The sequence below is a fragment of the Pseudomonas fluorescens genome (genome assembly GCF_018614775.1).
Classification (GTDB): Bacteria; Pseudomonadota; Gammaproteobacteria; order Pseudomonadales; family Pseudomonadaceae; genus Aquipseudomonas; species Aquipseudomonas fluorescens_BY.
The window spans coordinates 40,990-55,766 of the sequence record NZ_JAGGOF010000073.1 but is presented as its reverse complement, the minus strand read 5'-3'; the positions used below and the strand labels follow the sequence as shown (position 1 = coordinate 55,766).

The window sequence follows — 14,777 nt, the reverse complement described above, 5'->3', positions numbered from 1 at the left end:
CTTAACCGCGTGGGGTCGCCGCAGCCAATTTGCCTGCCGCTCCGGACGCTGCCTTGGAAGGCGCGACTTGAGGCAGGTTGCTGGCTTCGAGCGCTTTACGTTGTTGTGCCAGGGCCGCGAGGGTGTCGTCGCTGGCCATCGGGATGGTTTCAGGGGTGACCGGTGAACCCGGACGCGCCCGTTGCAGCCCCTTGACAATAATGGTGTCGTTCTTGTCCAGGCCATTGCGCACGATGCGCAGGCCTTCGATCTTGGGCCCCAGTTCGACGGCGCGGTAGGCCGGCTTGTTGTCGGCGTCCATCACCAGCACGAACTTCTTGCCCAGGTCGGTGCCGACGGCTTCGTCGTTGATCAGCACGGCAGAGTAAGTACCGCTGCCTACCAGCTTCAGGCGGGCATACAGCCCCGGGGTGTAGGCGCCGTCCTTGTTGTCGAACACCGCGCGACCACGAATGGTGCCGGTCTGCGGGTTGACCTGGTTGTCGATGAAGTTCATCTGGCCCAGGTGCGGGTTGCCGTCCTCGTTGGACAGGCCCATGTAGACCGGCGTGGCTTGGCCGCGCTGGCCCTGGCGGGCGAGTTGGGTGTACTTGAGGAAGACGCGTTCGTCGGCGTCGAAGTAGGCGTAGACCTTGTCGGTGGAGACCACGCTGGTGAGCGGCGTGACGTCGGCGGTCACCAGGTTGCCGGCGGTGATCTGCGCGCGGCTGACGCGACCGCTGATGGGCGAGGTGACACGGGTGAAGCTCAGGTTCAGCTTGGCCAGGTCCAGTTGCGCCTGGATGGCCGCGACGGCGGCGCGGGCCTCTTGGGCGGCGCTGGTGCGCGAGTCGGCCAGTTCGGCTGAAATCGCATTGCTCTGGCGCAGGCGTTCGCCACGCTGGGCCTCGTTCTCGCTGCGGGTTGCCGTGGCGCGGGTCTGGGCCAGTTGGGCTTCGAGACGACGAACCTCAGCCTGGAAGGGCCGTGGGTCGATCTGGAACAACAGGTCGCCTTTCTTCACCAACGCACCTTCGATGAAGGCCACTTCGTCGATCTGCCCGGAAACCCGCGGGCGGATCTCCACGGTCTCTGGTGCTTCGAGGCGCCCGGTGAACTCGTCCCATTCGTTGACGGGTTGCTCCAGGACCTTGGCGACGCTGACTTTGGCCGGTGGCATCGAGGCGGCTGTGTCAGGCGTCTTGCCACAGGCGCTCATCACCAGCACCGCCAGCAAGGCGAGGGGAAAACGCAGTTTTGAGAGTGAGTGTTCCATGGATAGCATCCGCCAATGTATTGAGAATGGGCGGATGATGCGTGGCGCAGGCCTGGGGAACGAATCGAATGAAGCAAAGGTAACTATCATTCGTAATGATATAAGCCATCGATGAGCCCTCTAGTACGGGGCTTTCGTTAGGTTGCTATCAATCTGATTGATGACTGCCGGAGGACAAGAGTGACAATCTCAGAAGCGTCTATTCCGGCAAGTAGAGGTCATGGATGCGCTTGACGGAGCCATCAACGCGAAGCGCCTCAACGGCTTCGCGCAAATCCTCGACCATTTTTGGGGAGCATTGCTTCGAACAGGCCAGGTAGAGATCGGCGCTGCTGCCGACTGAGCTCATGAGCAGCTTGCGGTTGGACACCTTGGGCCAGATGTAGCGGGTCTCGGGAACGCCGTTGAACCAGGCGTCGATGCGCCCCATCAGCAGCATCTGGGCGGGGTTGTCACCAATCGCCAGCGGGTGGATCTGATCATCGCTGAAGCCCTCGGTGCGCAGGACTTCCTCCTGTGCGCTACCCAGGCCGACACCAATCTTGTGGTAGGTGTCCTTCGCCTGGGCAAAACTGCTCACCTGCCGTTCGAGGCTGAAAAAAGCACGTTCCATGGGCATGATCGATGCGATCCAGGTGTAACGATCTTCACGGGTCGGGATGCGCGACAGGGGAGTGATCAGATGATCGTGATTTTCACTCACGTGTTTTTGCGCTCGGGCCCAGGGAAGCACATGGATTTTTACGGCATACCCGGCCTTGGTCATGGCCGCCACCGCGACATCGCCGACGATGCCGTAGCCCCTGGTGTCGCTGACAAAGGTCAGTGGGGGCGCGTCGAGGATGTGCAGTTCAATGGTGGTCGGTTCAGCGCGTGCCTGGGGAACGACCAACAGCGGCAGCCACAGGCAAAACCCGTACAGCGCTTGGATGAGGACCTTCAGAAGGCGTGTGATCGGGGTCATGATCGATACTTCAGGCATTGAAAGAAAAAGACTGCGTCATTGTTTTTATCGGGACGCGCCATGCCTATCTTTTCGGCTTGATCGCGTGTATCTGAAGGTATAGATCAAAGCGCCGATAAAAACCTCGGGGTGTGCACGTTGAGTGCCGCATAGCGCCAGGGCGAGCAGCCCAAGATGCGTTCGAGGGCGGTGCTGAAGGCACTGTCCGAGGTCGGCGACGCCGACGCCATTCCGCCGCTGGTGTGATGAGGTACTCAGGCCGGCGGTAGAGAGTTGAACAGCGCCGACGATGAACGTCCGTGAAGAAGCAGGGCATGCTTGAAAACGCCGAATTGTGACTTTAAGTACAGTTGGTCACAAGTTGTCAATCGTCTGTCGGGTGCGTAAGCTGCTTCCATGAACCAGCCATCCCTACCTACGCCCAGCACCCGCGGCCCAGCCGATCATGACATTCGCGACCAGATTGTTGCGGCGGCCAACGAGCATTTCAGTCAGTACGGCTATGCCAAGACCACAGTATCCGACCTGGCCAAGGCCATTGGCTTTTCCAAAGCCTATATCTACAAGTTCTTCGATTCCAAGCAGGCGATTGGTGAAGCCATTTGTTCAAGCTGCCTGACGAAGATCGTTGCGGCCGTGGAACAGGCCGTCGCTGAAGAGGGGCTGTCCTCGACAGAGCGTTTACGGCGGCTGGTCAAAACCCTGGTCACAACGGGGATAGACCTGTTTTTCAATGACCGCAAGCTTTATGACATCGCCGCTTTTTCCGCGTCGGAGCGCTGGCCCAGCTCGCAGGTCTATGACGCGCGGATCAAGCAATTCGTGGTGCAGATCGTGCGCGAAGGACGTGAAAGCGGTGAGTTCGAACGCAAGACGCCCCTCGATGAGACGGTAGAAGCGATTCACCTGACCCTTCGGCCGTTCGTCAATCCGCTGCTGCTGCAGTACAATCTCGATTTTGTCGAAGTGGCTCCAACGCTCACCTGCAATCTTATCCTGCGTAGCCTGATGCCTTGAGCTTCAGCATCTCCACCCAGGCATAGCCCTCCAGTAAACGCCAGAAGTCGCTCATGCCTTGGCGAAGGCAAGGGCTTTTTTATATTCATTCTGTGACCATTGACTAAAACGGTCATATGAATAAATATTGCGCGTCCGCGCTTGCGCGACCACTTTTGCGTCTGTTCCTAGAGTACTAATAATGAAAAAAATCTTGCTCAACACTCCCCTGGGTCTCGCCGTTGCGCTTGCAACTTTCCACGTTTTCGCGAGTGGGTTCGCCCTTAACGAACAAAGCATCAGTGGAATGGGCTCGGGATTTGCCGGCCGCTCTTCCTCCGCCGAAGACGCGAGCACTGTCTTCGGTAATCCGGCGGGCATGTCGCGTTTGAAGAAGGAGCAGGTGAGCCTGGGTGCGGCGACGCTGTTTGCCAAGAGTGACATCAGCCAGACCCGCAGCACGTTCGGCGGCAAGGAGGACGGTGACATGGTGCCGGCGACCACGGTGCCGATGGGTTACTACGTCAAGCCTGTTGATGAGCACTGGGCCGTCGGCGTTGGCTTTTATGTGCCGTTCGGTTTGATCACCGATTACGGCAGCGATTTTGCCGGGCGCTATTACGCCAACAAGAGTGAGGTCAAGACACTGACCTTCCAGCCCACCGTCAGTTACGCCTTCAACGATAAGGTGTCGATTGGGTTCGGCCCCACCATCAACCGTATCAGTGGCGAGATATCCGGGATGGTGCCCAATCCGCTCAGCCCCGGCAGCAACGACGGGAAGCTGAAAAGCAACGGCGACGACACAGCCTTGGGCTTCAACGCCGGTATTCTGGTGCAGGCGACGGACCAGACCCGCGTGGGCCTGACTTACCATTCCAAGGTCAGTTACCACCTGGATGCCAAGTCCAAGCTTACCGACGGCATATTCAGTGTGCTGGGAGTGAGTGGCCGCAGCTATGACGCGTCGCTGGACGTGGATACGCCCGAGTCGGTGGACTTCTCGGTGACCCATCAGCTCAATGATGACTGGACCTTGTACCTGGGCAGCACCTGGACGCGCTGGAGCCGCTTCAAGGAGCTGACGATCGAGAACAGTGGCCTGCCGCCGTTGTTGAGCGGCCAGTTGGGCACCATCAGCGAAGAAGAGAACTGGCACGACACCTGGGGCCATGCGATCGGCACGGCGTACCGGTTGAACAACCAGTGGGTGCTTCGTGCCGGCTTCTCGGTCGATCAGTCGCCGGCCAACAACACCAACCGTGGGCCTCGGATTCCAACGGGTGATCGCACGGTGGCCAGCTTCGGTGCCGGATGGACGCCGGTGGAAGATGTCACCATTGATGTGGCGTATTCCTACTTGCAGGAAGAGAGCGTGCGGGTCAACCAGACCTCGCCGACCCGGGGCGCATACAGCTCCAAATACCGCAACAGTGCCAGTGGCCTTGGCGCCTCGGTCAGCTATCGCTTCTAAGACGGCGCCGCCTTTGCCGGGAGCCCGTCGGGCTCCCGGTCCTCAGGAACACTTTCCATCGGGGCGCTGACTCATACGCCCATGACATGGGCCATCAGGCGTTGGTGAAACCGGCGTGGCGTGGCCCAGGTCAATACCGTGATCGCCTTGTTGCCAAAGCCCGGCACGACGCTCATGCGTCCGGCTTGCAGGGCGCGGATGCCGGCGCGAACGACCGGTTGGGGCTGCATCATGACCATTTTCAAGGCCGGTGTGAGTTTCTGGCTGGCGCTTTGCGCAAACCCGGTGTCCGACATGCCTGGGCACAGCGCCGTCACGACGACGCCATCGTGCTTGAGCTCTTGATGAAGCGCATCGCAGAAGCGCAGCACATAAGCCTTCGCCGCTGAATAAACCGCGAAGTGCTTCACGCCCTGGTAGGACAGCAGGCTGGCGACCATCAGGATCTGGCCGCGACGGCGGGCTCGCATGTCTGCCGCGAAAAGGCGCGTCATGGCCGTCAGGCTGGCGATGTCCAGGTCGATCATCGCCAGGGACTGGTCCAGCGGATGATCCAGGAACGCACCCTGCAAGCCATGCCCGGCATTGTTGATGAGCACATCAATCGTGACGCCGCGGCTGTTCAGTCGCTCGCGCAGTTCGATAATCGCCGGGATCGAAGACAGGTCGACCTGCTCGACAATCACCTCGATGCCGAAACGCTCGCGCAGCTCCGTCGACAGCGCTTCGAGCCGGCTCAGCCGGCGCGCTACCAGCACGAGCGATTTTCCCTGGGCTGCGTATTGCCGGGCAAACTCCTCACCAAATCCACTTGATGCGCCTGTGATGAGCACCCAGGAATTCTCGTTCGTATGCATATTGCTGTACTCCGGTATTTTCAGTTGAAAGGGAGGGTGGGGGTTATCGGGTCGCCACAGGCTGAGGTCTCTGTGCTTGCCAGCACCACCGAGCGTCCTGAATGCCGTGATTGCCGCCCGTGCCGACCCGGTTCGAGCGTGTGCCCGGGCATCGGAAGCCTGGAGCAGTGTCTGGTCGGCAGAGTGCGGTGCGGAGGGAGGGCATTGAGATTCCTGGGAATGTGTAAGCGGTTTGTGACCATACTAGATTATAGTCATAATCTGTCAATCTCACTCTTCAGCACCGGCGAGCGAACAATCTCAAGATTCAAGCCCCTTGGCAGAGCATTACGAAAATCGCGCATTGTGACTATTGACAGTATTGGTCACTGGATTGAAAATGAAACTCCTGTTCCATTCTTCCAGTAGGGAATCTATGCACCGGCTCCGACCTGTCACCCTTGCCGCTTGCTTGATGCCGCTCGTGCTGGCGGCGTGTGGCGACTCAACCACCGCCGAAGACCCGCGCACGCTCGCCCCGCTGGTGCGGGTCGCTGAAGTTCAAGGCTCCGCCGACATCTCCCGGTCCTTCACGGGCGTCGTGGCGGCGCGGGTGCAGAGCGACCTCGGGTGTCAGGCAAGGTGGTTGAACGGCTCGTCGACGCCGGCCAGGCCGTCAAGCGAGGTCAGCCGCTGATGCGTCTGGACCCCATCGACCTGGGACTGCAGGCGCGGGCGCAGCAAGAAGCCGTCAGTGCTGCGCGGGCCAAGGCCAAACAGACCGCGGATGATGAGGCGCGCTACCGTGCGCTGGTTGCCGCAGGCGCCATTTCCGCCTCGGGCTACGACCAGATCAGAGCCGCTGCCGACACCGCAAAGGCGCAACTCAATGCGGCCGAGGCCCAGGCTGACGTGGCCCGTAATGCGTCCGGCTATGCCGTGTTGCTCGCGGACGCCGACGGCGTGGTGATGGAAACGCTCGCCGAACCGGGGCAGGTGGTCAGCCCTGGGCAACCGGTGGTGCGCCTGGCACGCGCCGGGCAGCGCGAAGCCGTTGTGCAGTTGCCCGAGACGTTGCGACCTGCTACCGGATCCATCGCTCAGGCCACGCTGTACGGCAATGCCACGGAACCCGTCACGGCGCGGTTGAGACTGCTTTCGGATTCGGCCGATCGGGTGACGCGCACCTTTGAGGCACGCTACGTGCTTGAGGGGGTGTTGGCCAGCGCACCGTTGGGCTCGACCGTCACACTGCGCATCGCCGCAGGCGCTGCACAGGGGCAGGTGCTGCAGGTGCCGATCGCTGCCATTTATGACTCGGGCAACGGCGCCGGTGTGTGGAGCATCGACGGAGAGCCGGCGAAAGTCACTTGGCGCCCCGTCCAGGTCCTGGGTTTGAGCGACGACGCCGCGCGGGTCGCCGGCAACCTCAAGGTCGGCGAGCGCATCGTAGGGCTGGGCGCGCATTTGCTTCGTGAGGGCGAAGAAGTGAGGCTGGCCCCACAGGGCGAGGTGAAGGTTGCCGGGAGCCGTCCATGAGTCTCAACCTGTCGGCACTCGCCGTTCGCGAACGCTCCATCACGGTGTTTCTGATTTTCCTGATCGCTGTCGCGGGCACGCTGGCGTTCTTCAAGCTCGGGCGGGCGGAGGATCCCCCGTTCACGGTCAAGCAATTGACTGTCATTACCGCCTGGCCGGGCGCGACGGCGCAGGAGATGCAGGATCAGGTCGCCGAGCCACTGGAAAAGCGCCTGCAGGAACTGAAATGGTATGACCGCACGGAAACCTATACCCGTCCCGGCCTGGCCTTCACCATGGTGTCGCTGGTCGATCGGACGCCGCCTCCAGAGGTGCAAGAGGAGTTCTACCAGGCGCGCAAGAAGCTCGACGACGAGGCCACCAAGCTGCCGGCAGGCGTCATCGGGCCGATGGTCAACGACGAGTTTTCTGACGTGACCTTTGCTTTATTCGCCTTGAAGGCCAAAGGCGAGCCGCAGCGGTTGCTGGTGCGCGGTGCCGAGTCGTTGCGCCAGCGCCTGCTGCATGTGGCCGGCGTGAAGAAGGTCAATATCATCGGTGAGCAGGCGGAGCGCATCTTCGTGTCCTTCTCCCATGATCGGCTTGCCACTTTGGGTGTTTCGCCGCAGAACATCTTTGCCGCGCTGAACAGCCAGAACGTGCTCACGCCCGCCGGCTCGATCGAAACCAACGGGCCGCAGGTGTTCGTGCGGGTAGACGGTGCCTTCGATAAGCTGGAGAAGATTCGCGATACGCCGCTGGCGATCCAGGGGCGCACCCTGAGGCTTTCCGACGTGGCGACCGTCGAGCGTGGCTACGAGGACCCGGCCACCTTTTTTGTGCGCAACAACGGCGAACAAGCCCTGCTGCTGGGCGTGGTGATGCGCGAGGGCTGGAACGGCCTGGACCTGGGCAAGGCGCTTGACGCGGAAATGACCCGGATCAATGCGGGGATGCCCCTGGGGATGGCGCTGACCAAGGTCACCGATCAATCGGTGAATATCAGCTCGTCCGTCGACGAGTTCATGATCAAGTTCTTTGTTGCCCTGCTGGTGGTGATGGTTGTCTGCTTTATCAGCATGGGCTGGCATGTCGGCGTGGTGGTTGCGGCGGCCGTGCCGTTGACGCTGGCCGTGGTGTTCGTGGTGATGGCGGCCACCGGCAAGAACTTTGACCGCATTACCCTGGGCTCGCTGATCCTGGCCCTCGGGTTGTTGGTGGATGACGCGATCATTGCCATCGAGATGATGGTGGTGAAGATGGAGGAGGGCTACGACCGGATCAAGGCCTCTGCCTATGCCTGGAGCCATACGGCGGCACCGATGCTTTCCGGTACGCTGGTGACGGCGATCGGTTTCATGCCCAACGGCTTCGCACAATCGACCGCCGGCGAGTACACCAGCAACATGTTCTCGATCGTCGGCATTGCGCTGATTGCCTCCTGGGTCGTCGCGGTAGCCTTTACCCCTTACCTGGGGGTGAAGATGTTGCCGCAGATCAAGCAGGTCGAGGGCGGCCATGCGGCTATCTATAACACCCGCAACTACAACCGGTTCCGCCAGGTGCTCACGCGGGTCATTGCACGTAAATGGTGGGTGGCCGGGACGGTCATCACGACGTTTGTCGTGGCGATTGTCGGCATGGGACTGGTCAAGAAACAGTTCTTCCCGACCTCGGACCGTCCGGAGGTGCTGGTGGAAGTACAAATGCCCTATGGCACCTCCATCGAGCAGACCAGCGCCACCACCGCCCGGGTCGAGGCCTGGTTGCAAAAGCAGGATGAAGCGAAAATCGTCACCGCCTACATCGGTCAGGGCGCGCCCCGTTTCTACCTGGCGATGGCGCCGGAACTCCCGGACCCGTCGTTCGCCAAGATTGTGGTGTTGACGGACAGCCAGGAGGCGCGGGAAACCCTCAAGTTCCGGCTTCGCGCGGCGGTCGCCGAAGGGCTGGCTCCCGAGGCACGCGTCCGGGTCACGCAGCTGGTGTTCGGACCCTATTCGCCATTCCCAGTCGCCTACCGGGTGATGGGGACGGACCCGTCGACGTTGCGCCAGATCGCTGATCGGGTGCAGGGCGTGATGCAAGCGAGTCCGCTGATGAGGACCGTCAACACCGACTGGGGACCGCTGACGCCGGCGTTGCATTTCAACCTGGACCAGAACCGCTTGCAGGCGGTGGGGCTGACCTCCAGCGCTGTCGCCCAACAACTGCAGTTCCTGCTGACTGGCGTACCGATCACCGCGGTTCGCGAGGACATCCGTTCGGTGCAGGTGATCGGTCGCGCGGCGGGGGATATCCGCCTCGACCCGGCCAGGATCGAAGGCTTCACCCTGGTGGGCGCGGCAGGGCAGCGGATTCCGCTGTCCCAGGTCGGCGAGGTCGATGTGCGCATGGAGGACCCGATCCTCCGCCGGCGCGACCGCACGCCCACCATTACCGTGCGCGGAGACATTGCCGAGGGCTTGCAGCCTCCGGACGTTTCGAGCGCAATCATCCAGCAACTGCAGCCGATCATCGATACGCTCCCTGATGGTTACCGGATCGAGCAGGCCGGGGCCATCGAGGAATCGGGCAAGGCCGGCAAGGCGATCGTGCCGCTGGTGCCGATCATGGTTGCCCTGACGCTGCTGATCATCATTGTGCAGGTGCGTTCGATCTCGGCGATGATCATGGTGTTTCTTACCGCGCCGCTGGGGTTGATTGGCGTGGTGCCGACCTTGCTGATGTTCCAGCAACCGTTCGGCATCAACGCCCTGGTCGGGCTGATCGCGCTCTCGGGCATCCTGATGCGCAATACCCTGATTCTGATCGGGCAGATCCACCAGAATGCAAAAGAGGGGCTGGATCCGTTCCATGCGGTCATCGAAGCCACGGTCCAGCGCGCGCGTCCGGTCCTGCTGACCGCGCTCGCGGCAATCCTGGCGTTCATTCCCCTGACGCACTCGGTGTTCTGGGGGACGCTGGCCTACACGCTGATCGGCGGTACGTTTGGCGGCACCATCATGACGCTGGTGTTCCTGCCGGCGATGTATTCCATCTGGTTCAAGATCCGCCCCGTTCATCCGGCGCATTGAAGGAAGTGCGAGCCGGCGAGTGCTGGGTACTTGGATTGAGCGGCGACTGAAAAAAACGAAGAGGTTCCTATGATGACTCCCGAAGGTCAGAAACGCATCGTCGTCACCGGCGTTGGCATCGTCAGTCCACTCGGATGCGGGGTTGAAACCGTCTGGCAGCGGTTGCTGGCAGGACAGTCCGGCATCCGTCATCTGTCTAGCGAGATTACCGAGGGCACGGGGGTAGCCGTGGGCGGTCAGGTGCCGTCGCTGGAAGACGATGCCATTGCCGGCTACGCCCCGGATCGAGTGATTGCCGCCAAGGATCGCAAGAAGATGGATCGCTTCATCGAGTTCGCGTTGGTGGCCGCTGATGAAGCCCTGGAGCAGGCGGGCTGGCATCCGACGGAAGCGTTGGATCAAGAGCGCACCGCGACGATTATTTCGTCGGGCGTCGGCGGCTTCGGCGCGATTGCCGATGCGATCCGCACCACCGATGCGCGGGGCCCGCGGCGCCTGTCACCGTTCAGCGCGCCGGCCTTTCTCGCCAACATGGCCGCCGGGCACGTGTCCATCCGACACGGCTTCAAAGGGCCGCTCGGGGCGCCCGTTACAGCGTGTGCTGCCGGCGTGCAGGCCATCGGCGATGCGGCCAGGTTGATCCGCAGTGGTGAGGCGGATATTGCGCTGTGCGGCGGTACCGAGGCGGCGATCGATCGCGTGACCCTCGGCTGTTTTGCGGCGGCACGCGCGCTGTCCACGGGGTTTTCCGAGCGTCCACAGGAGGCCTCGCGACCGTTTGATCGAGATCGCGATGGCTTTGTCATGTCCGAGGGCGCCGGCTTGCTGGTGATCGAATCCCTGGAGCACGCCCTGGCGCGCGGGGCCAGGCCCTTGGCGGAATTGGTCGGTTATGGCACCAGCGCCGATGCTTATCATCTGACTGCAGGCCCGGAAGACGGCAACGGTGCGCGGCGTGCAATGGAGCAGGCGCTGCGCCAGGCCGCGATCAATCCCGCGGGCGTGCAGCATATCAACGCCCACGCGACCTCCACCCAGGTCGGTGACAGCAGCGAACTGGCCGCAATTCGCTCGGTGTTCGGGCGTGATTCCGGCGTGGCGATCACCTCGACCAAATCCGCTACCGGACATCTGCTGGGCGCAGCCGGGGGCATCGAGGCGATCTTCACGGTGCTGGCGCTGCGTGACCAGGTCGTGCCGCCGACGCTGAACCTGCTTCATCCCGATGATGCGGCCGAAGGGCTGGATCTGGTCGGCTTGAATTCGCGGAAAATGCCGATCACCCATGCACTGTCCAATGGGTTCGGATTCGGTGGGGTTAACGCCAGCGTGCTGCTGCGCCGCTGGCAATCCTGATCACGGTTGGCGGCTGGCTGCGTAATTTCGGACACACTACCGAACCCACAGGGTTAGCGCATTCGCAGGTTGATTACGAAATCGGCCGCAGGTAGATGCCGTTGCTCAGGTTCTGCTTGAGTTGATTGCTCGTGTCGTCGGCCAGTACTTCAGGCTGGTCATTGATCACCCCGTCCAGCACCCGCTGGACCACATCGTGTGGCGATGCCTTGGGCACGCCTTCGATACCTCGTGTCATGTCCGTGTCCACGAATGCAACGTGTACGCCTACCACCAGGGTGCCTTGGGTCGCCAATTGCAAGCGCAGGCCATTGGTCAACGACCATGCAGCGGCTTTACTGGCCGAATACGTGACCGTGCCGGGCAGGTTGACCCAGCTCAGGGCGGAATGCATGTTGACGATGGCGCCGCCGCCGTTCGCGGCCAGGACCGGGGCGAAGGCCAGGCTGGTGGCCAGCGGCGCAACCGCGTTGGTCTCGAACTCCTGGCGAAGATTTTCCAGGCTGATGGCCGCCTGCGATTGGGTCCCGTGCATGCCTGCGTTGTTGATCAGCAGCGTCAGGTCCTGCGCTTGCTCGACCGCCGCCGCGATGTCCCCGGGGCGGGTCACGTCAAGTTTGAGTGGCACCACGTTGGGTTGGGCTTCAATGGTTGCAGGGTCACGTGCCGCGGCATACACCTTTGCGGCGCCCGCGGCGAGAAGTGCCTGCACATAAGCCTTGCCTATGCCCCGGTTGGCACCGGTTACCAGTACCACACTGCCTTTGATTTGCATGTTTGATTCTCCAGGGGTTGATGAAAAAAATCGAACGGCGCGTGAGCGCGGGTCTACTTGGCGAAGCGGCCTCTGAGGGCGAACAGGACCAGCGCAATCAGGCATGCCAACGCCTGGATGCCACCCAAGGCCGTCACCGGTGCAAAAGGCAGGACCGAGGCCAGCCAGGTGGTCAGCGCTGCGGCGCCCATGGAGACAAAACCCAGCAGCGCGGAAGCCATGCCGGCCTCCTTGCCAAAAGGTCCCATTGCGATCGCCGTTCCCAGCGGGTTGGCCAGCCCCATGCCCCAGAGAAACGTCACCATTGAAAGGGCATAGCGCCCAAGGCTTGGGTCCGCTGGGCCTGCCAGTAACATGACACCGCCGGCCATGGCGCAGGCAATGCCCAGGAGGGTGATGCTTGCAACGCCGTGACGGTGGGCCAGGCGCGGTGCTGCCATGCCGGCCCCAAACACCACGAACACCGTGGCGGCGAAGTACAGGCCGGTCTGCAATGACGTCAGGCCAAGGCCCTTCATCAGAATGGCCGGGGCGGCCGCAAACGAAGCAAACAGTCCGCTCATCAGCAGGCTCATGGAAACGGCCGGCAGGATGAAGCGTTTGTCCAATGCCAGCCGTCGATAGGCGAGCACCACGCTCTTGGCCGAGTGCGGTGCCCGGCGATCGGCGGGATGGGTTTCGCCGAGGCCGCGAATATAGAAGAAGGCGAGTGCCACGGCGGCCAGCCCGACCAGGATGAAAATGGCACGCCAGCCGAGCGTGTCGGACAGGACGCTGCCCGCCAATGGCGAAAACCCTGGCGCCGCAGCGGTGGCGATCATGGTCAGCGACAAGGCACGGGCGAGGGTTTCACCCTCGAACAGGTCCCGTGCTATCGCGCGCGACAGCACCGAGGCCGCGCACACGCCCAGCGCCTGGACGACGCGCCCACCGATCAGCACGTCAAGGTTGGGGGCGAGGCCAGCGATGACGGTGCCGACCACGAAGATGGAGAGTCCGCCCAGCACCAGTTTCAGGCGCCCATAGCGGTCGGCCAATGGCCCGACAATCAACTGGCCCAGCGCAAAGGTGATGAAGAAGCTGGATAAGGTCAGGCCGAGCTCCCGTGCGCTGACTCCCAGGTCATCGCCGATGGCCGGGAACGCCGGAAGAATGATGTTCGTGGAGAGCATGCCGATGGCAGCCAGGCCCGCCAGCAATGCCACGGTTCGGCCGGTCAGTGGCTGCAAGGCCTGAGTGGAGTCGCTTACGGAGGTCATCGTCATTGTTTTGAACCTGTTGATCGGTGTGCTTGCTAAAACGACCCGTTAGGACAAAAAACCGCCGATAGTCGCGTCGCTATGTATGATGGTCATCATATTGTCGATCAAGCATGATGAGCATCATGCAATTCGTCAAGTGTCATAACGGAGGTTTCCAATGAGATATCCCTCAGGCCAGACCGCAGAGCGTTCCGAGAGAATCCTTGATGAGGCGTCCCGGTTATTTCGCGCCAACGGCATCGCCGGGGCGAGCATCGCGCAAGTCATGAAGGCTTCGGGTCTGACTCACGGTGCGTTCTATGCGCATTTCGACTCGAAGGAGGTCCTGGCATGCGCCAGCCTTGAGCGCGCGATGGACCAGTTGGCGCTGAAGCTTGAAGAGACCGTCTCGAGCAGCGATGCACCCAGGGACGCCTTTCTCGCGATGTACCTCAGTGAGCAGCACCGTGACCACCCGGAAGCCGGCTGCGCAATGCCTGCGCTGGCGATTGATGTTGCGCGCGAGCCAGGGATGCGCCGCTCCTTTACGCAGGGGCTTGTCCGGATGATCGAGTCGCTGAGGTCCGGCCTGACGTGGCGGCGTGGCCGATCCACGGAGGACCAGGCCACCAGCTTCGTTGCTGCCATTGTCGGTGCAATGGTGCTGGCCCGGGCGGTCGATGATAAGCAGTTGTCCGCGCGGATCCTGCGCGCAACACGCGATGAGCTGCTTGAGCTCGACGCACAAGTCGAGCGCGCAGCACTCCAGGAGCCGACCGCGCCTGTAAACGTAGCCGCTTCCACCAGGGACAGTTTCGAATTGTCTAGCATGCTAGATAATATCGAGCTGCAGAATTCGGCATTTGTGCGCGAAACCCCGCTGGCCTTTGCCTTGTACAGCGCTTCCAATCGGATGATCCGTCTTCACAAGCCGCTGCTGGACCCGCTGGGACTGACGTTCCCGCAGTACTTGGCCATGCTCGAGTTGTACAGCGCAGCCCCCAGGACCGTGGGCGACCTGGGCGCCAGCCTCGGCATGGATACCGGGACCATCACCCCCTTGCTCAAGCGTCTGGAAGCGTCGGGGAGGGTGACGAGAACCCGTGACAAGGAGGATGAGCGTCGGGTGCTGATTGCGCTGACCGATGCCGGCGAGGCGTTGCGCGCAGAGCTCCTGGCCGTTGGCGAGCAAATCAAGGCTATCTGCCCGCTCGCAGGTCAGGAAGCGCTTCGCGAAACGCTTACCGTCTTTGCGCAGACCGACGGTGGATGAACCTCCGGCCTG

At 62.0% G+C, this 14,777-nt stretch carries 10 protein-coding genes and 1 pseudogene; 6 read left to right on the top strand and 5 right to left on the bottom strand.

Features of this window, described 5'->3' with window-relative positions:
* Nucleotide 1 precedes the first annotated feature (1 nt).
* The gene (gene mexE, locus J7E36_RS18925) at nt 2-1,255 is read right to left on the bottom strand and encodes a multidrug efflux RND transporter periplasmic adaptor subunit MexE (RefSeq protein ID WP_215006153.1); all 1,254 of its coding nucleotides are present in this window, start codon (nt 1,253-1,255) and stop codon (nt 2-4) included.
* 199 nt (nt 1,256-1,454) lie between these two features.
* On the bottom strand, nt 1,455-2,219 hold the full coding sequence (locus tag J7E36_RS18920; RefSeq protein WP_215006150.1) for a substrate-binding periplasmic protein: 765 nt from the start codon (nt 2,217-2,219) through the stop codon (nt 1,455-1,457).
* 396 nt (nt 2,220-2,615) lie between these two features.
* Between J7E36_RS18920 and J7E36_RS18915 the strand changes: the two genes are divergently transcribed.
* Together J7E36_RS18915 and J7E36_RS18910 are read left to right on the top strand one after the other, a co-directional pair.
* On the top strand, nt 2,616-3,236 hold the full coding sequence (locus J7E36_RS18915; RefSeq protein ID WP_215006147.1) for a TetR/AcrR family transcriptional regulator: 621 nt from the start codon (nt 2,616-2,618) through the stop codon (nt 3,234-3,236).
* Between the two features lie 181 nt (nt 3,237-3,417).
* Nucleotides 3,418-4,689: an OmpP1/FadL family transporter gene (locus J7E36_RS18910; RefSeq protein ID WP_215006144.1), complete on the top strand. Its 1,272-nt coding sequence runs from the start codon at nt 3,418-3,420 to the stop codon at nt 4,687-4,689.
* 71 nt (nt 4,690-4,760) lie between these two features.
* Here the strand turns inward: J7E36_RS18910 and J7E36_RS18905 are convergent, their stop codons facing one another.
* Nucleotides 4,761-5,546, bottom strand: coding sequence for an SDR family NAD(P)-dependent oxidoreductase (locus J7E36_RS18905; RefSeq protein WP_215006141.1), 786 nt, complete (start codon nt 5,544-5,546; stop codon nt 4,761-4,763).
* A gap of 415 nt (nt 5,547-5,961) precedes the next feature.
* Between J7E36_RS18905 and J7E36_RS18900 the strand changes: the two are divergent.
* The 3 genes and pseudogenes from J7E36_RS18900 to fabF all read left to right on the top strand — a co-directional run bounded on the left by J7E36_RS18900 (nt 5,962) and on the right by fabF (nt 11,476).
* Nucleotides 5,962-7,064: pseudogene (locus J7E36_RS18900) on the top strand (efflux RND transporter periplasmic adaptor subunit).
* Nucleotides 7,061-10,120: an efflux RND transporter permease subunit gene (locus J7E36_RS18895; RefSeq protein WP_215006137.1), complete on the top strand. Its 3,060-nt coding sequence runs from the start codon at nt 7,061-7,063 to the stop codon at nt 10,118-10,120. The pseudogene J7E36_RS18900 and the gene J7E36_RS18895 overlap by 4 nt, the downstream one beginning before the upstream one ends.
* Nucleotides 10,121-10,189: 69 nt before the next feature.
* The gene (fabF, locus tag J7E36_RS18890) at nt 10,190-11,476 is read left to right on the top strand and encodes a beta-ketoacyl-ACP synthase II (protein ID WP_215006134.1); all 1,287 of its coding nucleotides are present in this window, start codon (nt 10,190-10,192) and stop codon (nt 11,474-11,476) included.
* A gap of 73 nt (nt 11,477-11,549) precedes the next feature.
* On the opposite strand, the gene J7E36_RS18885 is transcribed toward fabF, so the two are convergent.
* Nucleotides 11,550-12,251 (bottom strand): SDR family oxidoreductase, encoded by a 702-nt coding sequence (locus J7E36_RS18885; RefSeq protein WP_215006131.1) that lies wholly within the window; start codon nt 12,249-12,251, stop codon nt 11,550-11,552.
* Between the two features lie 53 nt (nt 12,252-12,304).
* On the bottom strand, nt 12,305-13,516 hold the full coding sequence (locus J7E36_RS18880) for a multidrug effflux MFS transporter (protein WP_435304183.1): 1,212 nt from the start codon (nt 13,514-13,516) through the stop codon (nt 12,305-12,307).
* 154 nt (nt 13,517-13,670) lie between these two features.
* Between J7E36_RS18880 and J7E36_RS18875 the strand changes: the two genes are divergently transcribed.
* Complete coding sequence (locus J7E36_RS18875) at nt 13,671-14,765, top strand: transcriptional regulator, SarA/Rot family (RefSeq protein ID WP_215006128.1); 1,095 nt, start codon at nt 13,671-13,673, stop codon at nt 14,763-14,765.
* Nucleotides 14,766-14,777 lie beyond the last annotated feature (12 nt).